Genomic DNA, 14,835 nt, shown 5'->3' with positions numbered 1-14,835 from the left:
CCGACCCTGTCCGGTGCGCCGCAGAACACACCCATCCGAGCGATCACATCCAAGCCAGCACCACCCACGAAAGCCGCCAGCCATGAGCTCCGCATCACAGTCAAACCTCCGAACCCTCTCGGTCGCCGGCGTCATCGCCATCGTCGCCGCAGCGACCGGCTACGGCCTCGCCCAGTTGAAACTCCGGCCACAGGCCGCATCCGAGGCCAGCGCCCCAGGCGGCAAGAAGGTTCTCTACTGGTACGACCCGATGGTTCCCCAGCAGCACTTCCCGGCTCCGGGCAAGTCGCCGATGGGCATGGACATGGTGCCCAAGTACGCCGACGAGAGCGTCGGCGCCGGCGCGGTCGGGTTCAAGATCGATCCCGCCAAGGTCGCCAACCTCGGGCTTCGGATCGCGACCGCCACGCGCGGGGAACTCGCCAGCGGGGTGACGGCGACCGGCACGATCGACTTCAATCTGCGCGACGTCGCCATCGTGCAGCCGCGCTCGGCGGGCTTCGTGCAACGCGTCTATGGCCGCGCGCCCGGCGACATCATTCCAGCTGGCGCGGCCTTTGCGGACCTCCTGGTCCCGGAGTGGGGCGGCGCGCAGGCGGAGTACCTGGCGGTGCGCCGGACGGGAGATCCAGCGCTCATCCGCGCCGCCCAGCAGCGGCTACAACTGCTCGGGATGTCGCCTGGGCTCATCCGCCAGATCGACCAGAGCGGGCGCGCCCGCAATGTGGTGACCGTCACCGCCCCGATCGGCGGGGTGATCAAGACGCTCAACGTGCGCAGCGGCATGTCGGTCTCGGCCGGCGAAACCCTGGCGGAGATCTCCGGCCTGGGCACTGTGTGGCTGAACGCGGCCGTGCCCGAGGCGATGGCTGGCCAGGTCCAGCCGGGGCAGCCGGTCACCGCCACCCTCGCGGCCTACCCCGGGGAGACCTTCTCGGGACGGGTGACGGCGGTCCTGCCGCAGGCCCAGGTGGAGAGCCGAACGCTGCAGGTGCGCATCGAGCTGCCGAACCGCGGCGGTCGGCTGAAGCCGGGCATGTTCGCCAACGTCCAACTCACCTCCACCGCACGGCCCGCGATCCTTGTTCCCACCGAAGCGATCATCCGCACGGGCAAGCGCAGCCTTGTGATGCTGGCCTTGCCGGGCGGCCGTTACCAGCCGGCCGAGGTGCAGGTCGGACAGAGCGGCGGTGACAAGACCGAGATCCTGGCCGGGCTCTCCGAAGGCGAGCGTATCATCGCCTCCGGCCAGTTCCTCATCGATTCCGAGGCCAGCCTTTCCGGTGTCCAGGCCCGCCCGATCGGCGGCGGCATGACCATGCCCGCGCCCCCGACGGCCGCCCCGAAAGCCGCGGCCGGATTGGCCGAAACGACCGGCCACATCGAGTCGATCGGCATCGACGGCGTGACGATCTCCCATCAGCCGGTCCCCGCCGTCGGCTGGCCCGCCATGACCATGACGTTCCGCGTCGGGCATCCAGCGCTGCTGAAGGGTATCAAGAAGGGCGACCGCGTGCGGTTCGCCTTCGACCAGCCGGCGTCCGGTCCCACCCTGCGCCGCCTCAGCAAGGAGGCCGGTCAATGATCGCCGCGATCATTCGCTGGTCGGTCAGGAACCGCTTCTTCGTCCTCCTGGCCGTCCTGGCCATTGCCGTCGCCGGCGGACTGGCGGTCAAGTCGACGGCCGTCGACTTCCTGCCGGACCTCTCCGACGTGCAGGTGATCATCCGGACGAACTATCCAGGCCAAGCCCCTCAGATTGTCGAGAACCAGGTCACCTATCCCTTGGCGACGACCATGCTGTCGGTTCCGGGCGCCAAGACGGTGCGCGGCTATTCATTCTTCGGCGATTCTTTCGTCTACATCATCTTCGACGAGGGGACGGACCTCTATTGGGCCCGCTCGCGGGTGCTCGAATATCTCAACCAGGTGCAAAGCCGGCTCCCGCCCTCGGCAAAGGCCTCGCTGGGGCCGGACGCCACCGGGGTCGGGTGGGTCTATGAATACGCCCTGGTCGACAAGACCGGCCGCCACGACCTGGCGCAGCTCCGCAGCCTGCAGGACTGGTTCCTGCGCTACGAGCTGAAGACGCTTCCCGGGGTCGCCGAGGTCGCCAGCATCGGCGGGATGGTCAAGCAGTACCAGGTCGTCCTCGAGCCGACCAAGCTCGCCGGCTACGGCGTCACCCAGCAACAGGCGGTCGAGGCGATCCGGCGCGCCAACCAGGAGGCCGGCGGGTCCGTCCTCGAATTGGGCGAGGCGGAGTACATGGTCCGCGCGGGCGGCTATCTTCAGTCGCTGGACGACTTCCGCGCCATCCCGCTGCGGGCCGCCGCCGGCGGGGTCCCGGTCCGCCTGGGCGATGTCGCCACCATCCAGATCGGGCCGGAGATGCGGCGCGGCATCGCCGAGTTGAACGGCCAGGGCGAGGTGGCCGGCGGGGTGGTGGTGCTCAGATCCGGCAAGAACGCCCGGGCGACCATCGCCGCGGTCAAGACGAAGCTCGACGAGCTCAAACACAGCCTGCCGCCTGGCGTCCAGATCGTCACCACCTATGACCGTTCGCAGCTGATCGATCGCGCGGTGGAGAACCTGCGTGGCAAGCTGATCGAAGAGTTCATCATCGTGGCGCTGGTCTGCGCGCTGTTCCTCTGGCACATGCGCTCCGCCCTGGTCGCGATCCTGTCCTTGCCGATCGGCGTCTTGATGGCCCTGATCGTCATGCGCGTGCAGGGCGTCAACGCCAACATCATGTCGCTGGGCGGCATCGCCATCGCCATCGGCGCCATGGTCGACGCGGCCGTTGTCATGATCGAGAACGCGCACAAGCATATCGAGCAGTGGGAGCACGAACATCCCGGAGAGAAGCTGAAAGGCGCCGAGCACTGGCGGGTGATCACGGAAGCCGCCGCCCAGGTGGGGCCGGCGCTCTTCCTCAGCCTGGTGATCATCACCTTGTCCTTCGTGCCGGTGTTCACCCTGCAGGCGCAGGAAGGCCGGCTGTTCAAGCCGCTCGCTTTCACCAAGTCGTACTCGATGGCCGGCGCGGCCATCCTGTCGATCACCCTCGTGCCGGTGCTGATGGGCTACCTGATCCGCGGCCGCATCCCGCCGGAGAATTCGAACTTCCTGAACCGGGGGCTGACCGCCCTCTATCGACCCGCCATCAACTGGGTTCTGAAACACCCGAGGAAGACGCTGCTCGCGGCGCTCCTGGCCTTCGCGACCACGGCTTGGCCGCTCACCCACCTAGGCGGCGAGTTCCTGCCGGCCATGAACGAAGGCGACCTGCTCTACATGCCGTCCGCCCTGCCGGGCTTGTCGGCCGCGAAGGCCTCCGAGCTGCTCCAGCAGACCGACAGGATGATCAAGACCGTGCCTGAGGTCGCCACCGTCTTCGGCAAGGCCGGACGCGCGGAGAGCGCGACCGACCCGGCCCCGCTGGAGATGTTCGAGACCGTGATCCAGTTCAAGCCCCAGAGCCAGTGGCGCAAAGGCATGACACCAGACAAGTTGATCGAGGAACTCGACAGCAAGGTGAAGGTGGCGGGCCTGACCAATGTCTGGGTGCCGCCGATCCGCAACCGGCTCGACATGCTCGCGACCGGCATCAAGAGCCCGATCGGCGTAAAGGTCTCCGGCGCCAATCTCAGCCAGATCGACGCGATCGCGCATCGCATCGAGACCGTGGCCAAGACCGTTCCCGGCGTCAGCACGGCCTTTGCGGAAAGGCTCACCGGCGGCCGCTATGTGGATGTGAACATCGATCGCACCGCGGCGGCTCGCTACGGACTGAACATCGCCGATGTCCAGGACATCATCGGCGGGGCCGTCGGCGGCGAAAACGTCGGTGAGACGGTCGAAGGCCTGGCGCGCTATCCGATCAATGTGCGTTATCCGCGTGAGATTCGCGACAGCCTCGACGAGCTGCGCGCCCTGCCGATCTTCACGCCTTCGGGGCAACAGATCACCCTGGGCACGGTCGCGAAGGTCGAGGTGGCCGAGGGGCCGCCGATGCTCAAGAGTGAGAACAGCCGGCCTTCGACCTGGATCTATGTGGACGTGCGCGGGCGCGACCTGGCGTCCGTCGTCAAGGATCTGCAGGTGGCGGTCACCAAGGACGTCAAGGTTCCGCCGGGGATCAGCCTCTCCTATTCGGGCCAATTCGAGTACCTTCAGCACGCCGTCGAGCGGCTGAAGATCGTCGTCCCGGCCACCCTGCTGATTATCTTTGTGCTGCTCTACGTCACCTTCGGCCGATTGGATGAAGCGGCGCTGATCATGGGGACCTTGCCCTTCGCCCTGACCGGCGGGCTCTGGACGCTCTACCTGCTGGGCTTCCACCAGTCCGTGGCGACCGGCATCGGGTTCATCGCCCTGGCCGGGGTCGCCGCCGAATTCGGCGTCGTCATGCTCATCTACCTTAAACATGCCCTCGAGGCGCGTGGGCCGAACCCCTCCCGACAGGATCTTGAAGAGGCGGTTCGGGACGGCGCGGTGCTTCGGGTCCGGCCGAAGTCGATGACGGTTGCGGTGATCATCGCTGGCCTATTGCCCATGCTCATCGGTCATGGGGCGGGTTCGGAGGTCATGGGCCGCATCGCCGCCCCCATGATCGGGGGGATGCTGACTGCGCCCCTCCTCTCGATGCTGGTCATTCCCGCAGGCTATCTGCTGCTACGGCGCAGGCGCCTTTAGCGGCGTCGCCGTTCGCTTGCTCTGTTCCCGGTCCAGGTTAGACTTACCGCCTGATCCAGCATCAAGCTCGGGCGGCAAATCTAGGGGAGGACTTTCAATGAACCGCTTCACGGCTCTGGCGCTTCCTCTCGCCCTGCTTCCAGTCGTGGCTCACGCTCATGTCACGGTCTCGCCGAGCGAGTCCACGCCCGGGAAAACGGAAACCTATACGTTCAACGTGCCGACCGAGGGCAAAAGTCCGACGACAGCGGTCGAACTCGAGGTCCCGCCTGAGATGACCATCGTCTCTGTAAACGGTCCGGCGAGTGGATACACGCTCACCAAGTCAGCGGACCGAATTGTCGGGATCATCTGGAGCGTGAATATTCCGCCTGGCGGCCGCCAGCAGCTGGCACTTGTGGCGAAGAATCCAACGGAGCCAAGCTTTGGCGTGCAGTGGAAGGTCCATCAGCGCTTCGCCGATGGCACCAGTGCTGATTGGGTCGATCCTCCCCCAGCGCGCCCAGCGCCGCGCACCCGAATCCTGCCCAAGTGAGTGAGCGCATGGCCACTGGACGCGGCCGAAGCCGCGCCCAGTGGCCTTCGCAGCTACCGATGTGAATCCTCCACGACAGGCGCCGGAGCGTTTATTCCGGTCGTGAACTTGGAATTTCCCGGTCGCCAGTGGACGCGATCACCGGTCGTGCTGGCGCAGGCGCTGATTGCGACGAGCAAAAGTGCGCTCAAGGCCGTCACAATGATCTTCATGATGTTCTCCTGAGACTTTGCGGCCGACAGACGCCGGCCGCGTGTGAACGGCCGCCTTCAGGCGGCGAAGGTCGTCTCAGGGATGGGCGGTCGAAGGGGCGGGACCAGGCGGAGCCCATGCGGGTCAAGCCGCACCGGCGTCGGCCAGGCGCTCGGACCAGTACCCGCGGCATGGTCGAAAACGTCCGCGGAGCACAAGGCGGAGACTGAACAGTGACAGGACGAACCGGACGCAGGAAGCAGTTTGCAGTCCACGAGCGGGCAGTGGCAGGGCGCTGATGCGGCACACGGACATTGAGCCGCGCGGTTCACTGAGAAGGGCACGCTGATGGCGAACGTGAGGATCGCCGCCACAAGGACGAAGAACCGTAACCGCTCCATGTTCGGAGTATAGCACGAGGCTTTCCGCGCAGCGCGATTCAGATCGAGAAAGTCTGGGCACAATACGACCCGGCGACATCAAGACATCAGAAAGCCTCGGACGGTCGGCACGCCCAGCCATGCTTCGACGGGGGGTCATCCCCGAACGGCTCATGGCCTCCAAAGGCTTGCGCGAGATCGCGCTCGCGCACGCCGGCTAGTCAGGCCCCATGTGTCGCGAAGACCTGGGTCCGTCCGGACCGATCCAGGAGCAGCAAAGTGTCAAATCTCTCCGCCGGACGGTCCGGGACTTCCATGCCCGGGGAACCGATCGGCATGCCCGGCGCCGTGAGACCAAGCGCTTTCGGCTTTTCCCGGAGCAGGCGCGCGACATCGTCTGCGGGCACGTGTCCTTCGATCACATAGCCGCCGATGACGCCGGTGTGACAGGAGGAGAGTTTGAACGGCACGCCATAGCGGGCGCGCACCGGCGCTAGATCCTCCACCTCATGGATGGTCGGAGTGAAGCCGGCGCGAGTCATGTGGGCCACCCAACCCTTACAACAGCCGCAATAGGGCGTCTTGTAGACGACCAATGTCTTGGGATTGGCCGCGCGGGCGCAACTGCTCACCAAGAGCGCAGCGGCGCCGGAGAGAAGAAGGCCGCGCCGGTGGATTGCCTGGGAAATCATTCTTGCCTCATCCTTCGGCTAGACGTCGGGGGGCTGTGATCCGGGCGCCATGGCCGCCCGCGAGCCGGGCGCCGGCCATAGGCGGTCAGCTCGGCGCCGGATCCAGGTTCGGGCCGGCCCCTCAAACAAGTAGTGCAGGGCGAATGCGGCGACGAGCGTGAGCGTGAGCAGGCATGCGATCTCCCACCACGCCAGCACATAGGCGCTCGGCCGCTGCGTGAGAGCGGAATTGACGCCCTTCCATCCAATCAGGATGGGCATGTGAACCAGATAGAGCGCGTAGGAGGCCTCGCCCCCGGCCAGCATCCAGGGGTGTGCAAGCGCGCGATCCGCGCTGGCTTTCGAGAGCAGGCCCAGGCTGAGGATCAGGGGCCCGGCCGCGGCCACGACGATCCGGTCGTCCGCCTTGAGATGCATCAGCGTCAGCAAGGTGATCGCCGACAGCCAAGCCGCGCCGATCGCCCATTGCCGCGTGGGCCGCAGGCGCTGTCCCAACCGGTAGAGACCGATGCCATAGAGGAACTCGGGGATGATCCGCAGCACGCCCATATTCAGTTCAGCATGGACCACCACATCGCCGAACACCGCCTGATAGATCAGATCCAGCACCAGGAAGACCAGCCCCGACAGGGCGAGCAGGACCCAGGGCCGGCGCGCAAGAACCAGACCCACCCAGGCGAAGGCGGGGAAGGCGAGATAGGCGAACCATTCGGCGGAAAGCGACCAGGAGGGTCCATTCCATTCCGCCACGACGGTTTCGGGCAACCAGGCATGCACCAACAACAAGGTCGTGAGCAGGCCGAGCGGATTGTAGAGCCCGTGATCAAACTCCGCGCCGATCAAGGTCGCCGCGCCGACCATCACGAGGACGAACGCCAGGACGGCGACGTGCGCCGGGTAGACGCGTGCGAAGCGCGCCGCCAGGAAGCGGCGGTAGTCCAGCCGCCGGTCCTCCAGCGCCTGACGATAGGCATGGGTGAGGACGAAGCCGGACAGGATGAAGAAGGCGTCGACGCCGAGCCGGGCCCGATTGAGGATCCCGGTCGACGCCATGGAGTCCCAAGGCCACTGGAGTTGGTAGTGGAAGAGCACAACCCCCAGCGCCAACGCGAAGCGGACCGAGGTCAGGGCAGGCAGGTTGTTCGGGAAGGGCGACCCTGTCGTCCCTTCAGGTTTGAAAGGCTCGCCGTTTCCCATTCTGATCCCCGCCCCACTCCTCAGTATACGCGCGGGGACAACGCCGGCCCTCAGCCGCCAGCTCCGGAACTGTGCACTCCGGGAGGTCGATCGAGTTCCTTCGGGTAGGTGAGGCGCCGAATGTAGCCCCCCTGAGCGCCACCTCCAGGCTTGGAGGCTTGCGGGCCGCCCAGGTGAGATCAGACGCCGGGCCTCCGATCGATTGGGGTCGCCAGCGCTCCGCCGCGCGGGCGCGCCCTCAGCCGCCGAAGATCGCTTCCCAGGCGCAACACGAGCAGGACGATCCCGGTCACGACGACCGCCAGGGTCGCCGCTGCGGCGGCGACGATCAGCGGATGATTGTAGCTGCGCGAAGCGCCGAAATTCATGATGTGGATCTGGTAGAAGAAGTCGTAGAACGCCCACAGGTCCGAGCGTCGGCTCAGCACCTCGCCGGTAAAGGCGTCGAGATAGAGCCGGCTGTGTTCCTTATCGCCGAAACGCGCCCGCCAGAGCGGTCCGCTGACCTGGGCTTCCTTCGGCGCGCTCTCTTCATAGTCGACGGCGAGCAGCTTGCCGGCTCCCTTGTACGCCATCTGCGCATAGGTCCGGGCGGCGGCGGCGGTGATCTCATCGACGTTCTCGCCGCTGTAGGCATTCCACCAGCCCTCGCTGCCCGCGGCCGACTTCAGCACCCAGATTGGGCCTCGCGGTGTATTCTTGAGCGTCGCCTCACCGACATCCGTCATGTCCGCGAGAGCCAGTTGCTTCTCCAGCGGCAGCAAGCGCTTGGTGTCGATCGGCGGCAGCGCCGCGGAACCGATGTGCTGTTCGCCGCGCACCTGCTCGATCGGTATCGCGGTCATGATGAGCCCACCCGCGACCCAGCCGAGCACCTGTATCGCGACAACCAAGGCGATCCACTTGTGCAGTTGAAGCGACAGTCGCAGCATGGTGCCCCCGGACTTCTAGTTACCGAGCGACCTCTATCGCTTCGACATTGCGCCGGTATTTCCCTGTTGGGCCGCAGAACTAGAAGAAGGCGCGAACACCCACGACGAAGCTTGTTGCCTTGACGTCTTCACCGAAGGTCCGCGCATAGTCCGCGGTCTTGCCGAACTTGCGGTCCCAGGAGACGCCGATGTACGGGGCGAACTCCCGTCGGATCTCATAGCGCAGGCGAAGTCCCAGCTCGGCATTCGACAGGCCCGACCCGGTCCGGGTTTCGATCGTGTCCTGGGCCGCCAGGTTGAATTCCGCGCGAGGCTGCAGGATCAGGCGATTGGTGAGGCGAAGGTCGTAAGTGCCTTCGATGCGGCCGAGCAGCTCGCCCTTGTTGGACAAGAAGGCCGCCCCTTCGATATCGAACCAGTAGGGGAACAGGCTTTCAAAACCGACAGTTGCGTAGGTCCGATTGTGCGGCTCGAAATCTTGGCGCACCCCGATCTGAACGTCGGTGTAGACCCCGACGGCGCGCGAATAGAGCGCCTGCAACTCAGCGGCCTCAACCCCTTCGCCGCGGGTCCCCTCCCCTTCGCTCTTCAGCACAAAGCGATTGATGTCGCCGCCGAACCAGGCTTGGCCATCCCAGCGATAGCCGTCAGCGCCTTTCCGGGCCTGGAATTCGGCGAGGTTCGTCATGACTTTGGAAGTGATGGCGGCGCCATGCTCGCGTCGCAGCTGCGCCACCGCCTGGTCCATCTCGGCGCGCGGGAAGAAGCGGTCAGCGGCGCGATCCGCAGGCGGCGGCGGGGGCGGAGACTTGGGGATGTCCGGCTGGGCCGTCGGGCCCATGTCCATGCCAGGCATGGCAGAATGGTCCATCGGCGCCGCACCCGCAGGCATCGCCATGCCGGGCATCGCACTATGGTCCGGCGCCGGGGCCGCCGGGGCGGCGGGCGCCGGCATCGTCATGCCGGGCATGGTCGAGTGATCCATCGGCGCGGCTGAGGGTGTCGCAGCCGGGCTGGAGGCGGTTTTCGACTGAGGGGTCTTGCGGGCAGGCGCCGCCGCAGGCTTCGCCTTTGGTTTCGGCTTCGGCTTCTGGGCTGGCTGCGCCGGCATGGCCATGCCGGGCATCGAGGAGTGATCCATCGTCTGGGCCGCGACCGAGGTCGCCAGCGCCAGAGGGATCAGCGAGATCAGGGCCAACCGGTTCATGCGGCGCCTCCGTCGAGCGGCCGCACGCTGAACACTTGGAACATCCCGGCGTGCATGTGGTAGAGCATGTGGCAGTGGAAGGCCCAGTCTCCGGGATCCGCCGTGAAGTCCCACGAGACCTTGCCGCCGGGCGCGACGATGACTGTGTGCTTTCTGGGTCCCTGGCCTGGTGGCGCGTGCGCCAGCTCGAAGAAGTGACCGTGCAGGTGGATCGGATGGGCCATCATGGTGTCGTTGATCAGCGTCACCCGCACCCGCTCGCCCTTTTCGAAGGTGTAGGGCTTGCTGGTCTCGCTGAACTTCAGGCCATCGAACCCCCACATGAAGCGTTCCATGTTGCCGGTCAGGTGGATGTCGAGCGCGCGGGTCGGCATTCGCGGATCGACGCTCGGCGTCAGCGCGACCAGGTCCTTGTAGACCAGCACCCGATGGCCGACGCTCTCCAGGCCTTGGCCGACCTCGCCGGTCCGATCCATGGGCATCGGCGCGATGGTCTGGACCCCGGGCCCCAGCTTCACGCCTGGGGCGTTCTGCGGGTCGCGCATCGACATCTTCATGCCGCCCATGTCGCCCATCGCATCGGAACCGCGCGGCTTCGGGGCGGCCATTCCGGGCGCAGCGGCCATGCCCGGCATGCCAGCCATTCCAGGCATCGCGGCCATGTCGTGGCCCGCCGCGCCATGGTCCATGCCGGCCATCGCGCCAGACCCGCCCATGTTCATGCCCTTCATGGAACTCATGTCCATGCCCATGTCCTTCATGGTCGCGAGCGGCCGGTCCCGAAGCGGCGGGACCGGTGCGGTCATCCCAACGCGCGGCGCCAGCGTCGCCCGGCCCATGCCCGAGCGGTCGACAGCCTCTGAGACGATGGTGAAGGCCTTGTCTTCCGTCGGCTGCACGATGACGTCGTAGGTCTCGGCGTTGCCGATCTGGAACTCATCCACCTCCACAGGGCGGACATCTTGGCCGTCAGCGGCCACGACCGTCATCTTCAGGCCGGGGATGCGCACATCGAACACCATCTGCGCGGCCGTGTTGATGAAGCGCAGGCGCACCCGCTCACCCGGTGTGAACAGGCCGGTCCAGTTGTCCTTCGGCCCGTGGCCGTTGATCAGGAACTTCAGCACCGCGCCCGTGACATCGGAGATGTCGGTCGGGTCCATCCGCATCTTGGCCCATTCCATCCGCTCCTGAAGCGTCTGGTCCTTCCCGGCGAGCAGGCCGGCGATGGTCTGCTTTTGAAAATTGAACATGCCGCCCTGCTGCTTCATGCGCTTGAAGATCACGTGCGGGTGCATGAAGCTGAAGTCGGAGAGCACGATGACGTGTTCGCGATCATAGGCGATCGGATCGGCCCCGGCCGGGTCGATGATGATGGGCCCGTAGTGCCCTTCAGCCTCCTGCAGACCAGAGTGGCTGTGGTACCAATAGGTGCCCGACTGCTTGATCGGGAACTCGTAGACGAAGGTCTGCCGGGGCTTGATCCCCGGGAAGCTGACCCCCGGGACGCCGTCCATCTGGAACGGCACGAGGAGGCCGTGCCAGTGGATGGAGGTGTCCTCGTCGAGGTCGTTGGTGACCGACAGCCGGACGTTCTGGCCTTCCTTCAGCCGCAGCAGGGGCCCCGGGACCGTCCCATTGATGGTCACCGCGTGGCCGGCGCGACCATCGACCGTAAGGCTCGAGTGACCGATCCGCAGGTCGATGTTCGGCCCGCTCAAGGTCGGCAACGTCGGACCGGCGCCCATCGTGGCGCTCTGCGCCCAACCTGGCAGCAAGGTGCTGAGGGCCAGGCCGCCGCCCATCAGTGAGGCGCCACGCAGCAACTGGCGACGATCGAAGTCCTTCATGTCGATGCGGTATCCCAGGCGAATGAATAACGCGGCTGCTGGGCCGCGCATTTTCATGGAATACGCGCGGGGTCGGCTGGCGCCCTTATGGAAATGTCGAAAAACGCATCACGTTTCAGGCCACCGCTGGCGCACGCACGACACGCGACGCTGTCAGCGGCGTGATTCCGAAGAAGCGGCGCATCGTCCGGCTGAGGTGGGCCTGGTCGCTAAAACCTCCCAACGCCGCCGCGGCGGCGAGCGGTTCGCCGCGGCGCAGCGCGCCGATCGCCCGTTCGAGCTGGAGCCATGCCCGCCAGTGGGCAAGCGGCGCGCCGAGCTCCTTCCGGGCCAGCGCACGCAGACGCGCCGGCGAGAGACCAACGCGTCGGGCGACGCCGCCCAGATCGTCGTTGGCCTGGGCTGAGCTCCGCATTTCCTGCAGCGCGGCTGCCAACCGCGGATCCAGACGCTGCGGCTCGGATGCGGCGGCGGCCGCCGCCAAGCTCCGGCCGGGATCGGCCCCGCGCAGGCGGCCCGCCCATCGCGCAGATTGGGCGCACGGGGTGGCGGGCCACGTCTCGACGCCCCAGCTGCGCGCAAGCCGCCCGAAACTCTGCAAATAGACCACGCGCACGATCCGGTCGGATGGGACGATCGCATGCAGGGCGCCCGGCGCAATCAGCACGGCCTCACCGACCACAGCGCCCCTCGCGCCCTCAACTGTTACCGGGCCAGAAAGGCCGACGACGACCTGGGCTGCGAGATGGCCATGCGCTTGGGCGTCGCCGCAGAGACCTTCGAAGCACGCCCAGTCCTCGGCAAACCAGACCTGTCCTGACCAAGGATGCACTGACCTCATGCCAGATGATCAGGGACGGCGCCCGGGGCTGCAAGCGTTCGGTTCAAGACCCGCTTGGACCGGCGGCGCATCCTGTTGGCAAGAGGTGCGTCATGTCCGACCAGAAAGACTTCATACCCGCACTGGGGCGGGCCGAGCTCACCGGCGACTACGACCGCGTGATCGCCGTCATGACCCGCGAACGCCGATGGCGGGCGGCTCTCCTAGATCTGCTCGATCCTTCTGACGGCGAGCTGATCGTCGACATTGGCGCGGGGACCGGCTCCCAGGCCATCGCCATCAAGGCGCGCTGCCCGGGGGCCCGCGTGGTGGGAATCGATCCGGATCCTGCGGTCCTGCGAATTGCGAAGGACAAGGCGGCGGCGGCCGGGGTCGAGGTCGAATGGCTCGAGGGCTATGGCGATGAGGCGGATCGCAGATTGGGCTCCGCCGTCGCCGATAAGGTGATCTCGAGCCTCGTGCTCCACCAGTGCGACGTGCCGGTGAAGGCGGAGATCCTGAAAGCCATGGTTCGCCTGGGGCGACCGGACGCCCGCGTCGTGATTGCTGACTACGGGTTGCAACGCACCCTGCTGATGCGGCTGCTGTTCCGCCAGGTTCAGGCCCTCGACGGCTGGGAGCGGACCGGGTTCAACGCCAAGGGAAAACTGCCCGATCTGATGGCCGAGGCAGGACTGCTCGGCGTGGCCGAACGCCGGGTCGTTCCGACGCCGACCGGGTCGATCTCCCTCTATGTCGCGACGACGCCCGGGGCAGGCCGCTAAGGCCCGCCCGAGGAAGGTCAGACGAAGAGGAAGTCCGTGCCGGCCGTCTGGATCAGCGCATTGTTCACGTAGCCGCCGCCCTCGACGTCGCTGAACATGAAGTCGTCTTGCGACATCTGCGCGGTCGTAATGCCCACCAGCAGGATCGACGCACTCGTGCCCCAGGTGACGAGCGCGCCTTGAGCGGTGTCGGCCACCTGGACCTGGTTCGGCATGATGCCGCCTTCGAAGGCGATGTGGTCGAAGGCTCCCGGCCCGGCGTCGAATCCGGCGACCACCACATCCCGCCCACTGGTCGGGGTGACGATGTAGGCGTCAGCGCCGTCGCCGCCGTTCAAGGTGTCGTTTCCGGCGCCGCCATCGATCATGTCGTGACCGCCGCCGCCGAACAGCTGGTCGTCACCGTCGTCGCCCATCAGGTTGTCCGCCATGGCGCCCCCGTAGAGCTGATCGTTTCCAGCGCCGCCACGCAAATCGTCCATGCCGTCGCCGCCGTCCAAGGTGTCGGCTCCGCCGTCACCGGCTAGGTGATCGTCGTTGGCGCCGCCGAACAGCTTGTCGTCGCCGCCGAGTCCGAAGAAGGCGTCGCGATCGCCAGTGGCCTGCATCACATCGGCGGCTTCGGCGCCCTTCTGCACGTGGAAATCGTCAAAATCGAAGGTCTCGGCGGCGGTGTTGCCGGCCGCCGGCGGCGCGGTGAGCGCGCCCCCTTCGTCCTTGGCGAAGCTGATCGCCGTCAGGCGGTCTGCAGAGGCATCGGTTGGCTGCAGCAGATAGCGGTCGTCTGCGAACATGAAGTCGCTCTGCGCCAGCTCGTTCTTCTGCACACCGACCAGGAGGACCGATCCCTGGTCGTTGTTCCAACTGATCTTCACGCCGAAGATGGTGTCTGCGAACCGCAGGTCCTCAGGCTTGATGTCGCGTATCGCCAGGTGGTCGAACATCGGACCGCCCGGCTTGAAGTCATAGATGATGTCGTGGCCACTCGTCGGGTCGACCGCGAACGCATCGGCGCCGCGCCCGCCACGCAGGAAGTCGTCACCCCTCCCGCCCTCGAGGTCACCATGGCCGTCACCCTCATCCAGGAAATCGCGACCGTCGCCGCCGCGGAGCGCGTCGTCCATGGCCCCGCCGGTCAGAAAGTCCGAGCCGTCCCCGCCGTCGAGGTGATCGGCGCCGCCGCCGCCGTTCAAGACGTCCGTACCGCGGCCGCCCATCAGATCATCATCCATCGCCCCGCCGGTCAGGAAATCCGCTCCGTTACGGCCGAATTGGGCGCTCATCGGCATGCTGCTGGAATGGAAGTTGCTGTTCGGCCGGCCGATGAACAGGTCGTACTCACCAAAGGTCTCATGGACCGCGTCCGAGCCGCGCAGGCTATTATTGTTTGAATTTACCATCGTACCTTCCAACGGTTGTACTGTTATGGTGTGATAAGTTGGTCGACACGAGAATCTGACCAGCCTCCGGTCTGCAAACAGCAAGACGGACCAGACCGTTCCTCCAGCAAAGCTGGTCGAGGGGTGCTTTGTTGCTCACGGACGATG

General features: G+C 66.2%; 11 protein-coding genes. 4 read left to right on the top strand and 7 right to left on the bottom strand.

Going from position 1 to position 14,835, the window contains the following annotated elements; translation table 11 throughout:
• Positions 1–82: 82 nt before the first annotated feature.
• The 3 genes from ACFQ27_RS10540 to ACFQ27_RS10530 all read left to right on the top strand — a co-directional run bounded on the left by ACFQ27_RS10540 (position 83) and on the right by ACFQ27_RS10530 (position 5,233).
• The gene (locus ACFQ27_RS10540) at positions 83–1,585 is read left to right on the top strand and encodes an efflux RND transporter periplasmic adaptor subunit (protein ID WP_377353566.1); all 1,503 of its coding nucleotides are present in this window, start codon (positions 83–85) and stop codon (positions 1,583–1,585) included.
• Positions 1,582–4,698 (top strand): efflux RND transporter permease subunit, encoded by a 3,117-nt coding sequence (locus ACFQ27_RS10535; RefSeq protein WP_377353565.1) that lies wholly within the window; start codon positions 1,582–1,584, stop codon positions 4,696–4,698. The genes ACFQ27_RS10540 and ACFQ27_RS10535 overlap by 4 nt, the downstream gene beginning before the upstream one ends.
• A gap of 97 nt (positions 4,699–4,795) precedes the next feature.
• The gene (locus ACFQ27_RS10530) at positions 4,796–5,233 is read left to right on the top strand and encodes a DUF1775 domain-containing protein (protein WP_377353564.1); all 438 of its coding nucleotides are present in this window, start codon (positions 4,796–4,798) and stop codon (positions 5,231–5,233) included.
• Positions 5,234–6,026: 793 nt separating this feature from the next.
• Here ACFQ27_RS10530 and ACFQ27_RS10525 read toward each other — a convergent pair.
• From ACFQ27_RS10525 to ACFQ27_RS10500, 6 genes are all read right to left on the bottom strand, one after another.
• Positions 6,027–6,497 (bottom strand): DUF411 domain-containing protein, encoded by a 471-nt coding sequence (locus tag ACFQ27_RS10525; RefSeq protein WP_377353563.1) that lies wholly within the window; start codon positions 6,495–6,497, stop codon positions 6,027–6,029.
• A gap of 18 nt (positions 6,498–6,515) precedes the next feature.
• The gene (locus ACFQ27_RS10520) at positions 6,516–7,694 is read right to left on the bottom strand and encodes an acyltransferase family protein (protein ID WP_377353562.1); all 1,179 of its coding nucleotides are present in this window, start codon (positions 7,692–7,694) and stop codon (positions 6,516–6,518) included.
• A gap of 179 nt (positions 7,695–7,873) precedes the next feature.
• Positions 7,874–8,626 carry a PepSY domain-containing protein gene (locus ACFQ27_RS10515; protein WP_377353561.1) on the bottom strand — a complete coding sequence of 251 codons (753 nt, stop codon included), beginning with the start codon at positions 8,624–8,626 and terminating at the stop codon, positions 7,874–7,876.
• A gap of 79 nt (positions 8,627–8,705) precedes the next feature.
• Entirely contained in the window at positions 8,706–9,833 is a 1,128-nt protein-coding gene (locus ACFQ27_RS10510) for a copper resistance protein B (RefSeq protein WP_377353560.1), read from the bottom strand.
• A complete protein-coding gene (locus ACFQ27_RS10505; RefSeq protein ID WP_377353559.1) occupies positions 9,830–11,683 on the bottom strand; it encodes a copper resistance system multicopper oxidase in 1,854 nt (617 codons plus the stop codon). Before ACFQ27_RS10505 ends, ACFQ27_RS10510 begins: the two co-directional genes overlap by 4 nt.
• Before the next feature lie 115 nt (positions 11,684–11,798).
• Entirely contained in the window at positions 11,799–12,524 is a 726-nt protein-coding gene (locus tag ACFQ27_RS10500) for an AraC family transcriptional regulator (protein WP_377353558.1), read from the bottom strand.
• Between the two features lie 92 nt (positions 12,525–12,616).
• Between ACFQ27_RS10500 and ACFQ27_RS10495 the strand changes: the two genes are divergently transcribed.
• On the top strand, positions 12,617–13,288 hold the full coding sequence (locus ACFQ27_RS10495) for a class I SAM-dependent methyltransferase (protein ID WP_377353557.1): 672 nt from the start codon (positions 12,617–12,619) through the stop codon (positions 13,286–13,288).
• Between the two features lie 17 nt (positions 13,289–13,305).
• Here the strand turns inward: ACFQ27_RS10495 and ACFQ27_RS10490 are convergent, their stop codons facing one another.
• The gene (locus ACFQ27_RS10490; RefSeq protein WP_377353556.1) at positions 13,306–14,772 is read right to left on the bottom strand and encodes a calcium-binding protein; all 1,467 of its coding nucleotides are present in this window, start codon (positions 14,770–14,772) and stop codon (positions 13,306–13,308) included.
• Positions 14,773–14,835: the final 63 nt, after the last annotated feature.

The sequence above is a fragment of the Phenylobacterium conjunctum genome (genome assembly GCF_042679085.1).
Classification (GTDB): domain Bacteria; phylum Pseudomonadota; class Alphaproteobacteria; order Caulobacterales; family Caulobacteraceae; genus Phenylobacterium; species Phenylobacterium conjunctum.
This window is presented reverse-complemented; position numbering and strand designations above follow the sequence as displayed.

Bases quoted from the DNA above. Each gene is read 5' to 3' on its own strand.
- ACFQ27_RS10540 (WP_377353566.1), top strand. From the start codon at position 83: ATGAGCTCCGCATCACAGTCAAACCTCCGAACCCTCTCGGTCGCCGGC.
- ACFQ27_RS10535 (WP_377353565.1), top strand. From the start codon at position 1,582: ATGATCGCCGCGATCATTCGCTGGTCGGTCAGGAACCGCTTCTTCGTC.
- ACFQ27_RS10530 (WP_377353564.1), top strand. From the start codon at position 4,796: ATGAACCGCTTCACGGCTCTGGCGCTTCCTCTCGCCCTGCTTCCAGTC.
- ACFQ27_RS10525 (WP_377353563.1), bottom strand. From the start codon at position 6,497: ATGATTTCCCAGGCAATCCACCGGCGCGGCCTTCTTCTCTCCGGCGCC.
- ACFQ27_RS10520 (WP_377353562.1), bottom strand. From the start codon at position 7,694: ATGGGAAACGGCGAGCCTTTCAAACCTGAAGGGACGACAGGGTCGCCC.
- ACFQ27_RS10515 (WP_377353561.1), bottom strand. From the start codon at position 8,626: ATGCTGCGACTGTCGCTTCAACTGCACAAGTGGATCGCCTTGGTTGTC.
- ACFQ27_RS10510 (WP_377353560.1), bottom strand. From the start codon at position 9,833: ATGAACCGGTTGGCCCTGATCTCGCTGATCCCTCTGGCGCTGGCGACC.
- ACFQ27_RS10505 (WP_377353559.1), bottom strand. From the start codon at position 11,683: ATGAAGGACTTCGATCGTCGCCAGTTGCTGCGTGGCGCCTCACTGATG.
- ACFQ27_RS10500 (WP_377353558.1), bottom strand. From the start codon at position 12,524: ATGAGGTCAGTGCATCCTTGGTCAGGACAGGTCTGGTTTGCCGAGGAC.
- ACFQ27_RS10495 (WP_377353557.1), top strand. From the start codon at position 12,617: ATGTCCGACCAGAAAGACTTCATACCCGCACTGGGGCGGGCCGAGCTC.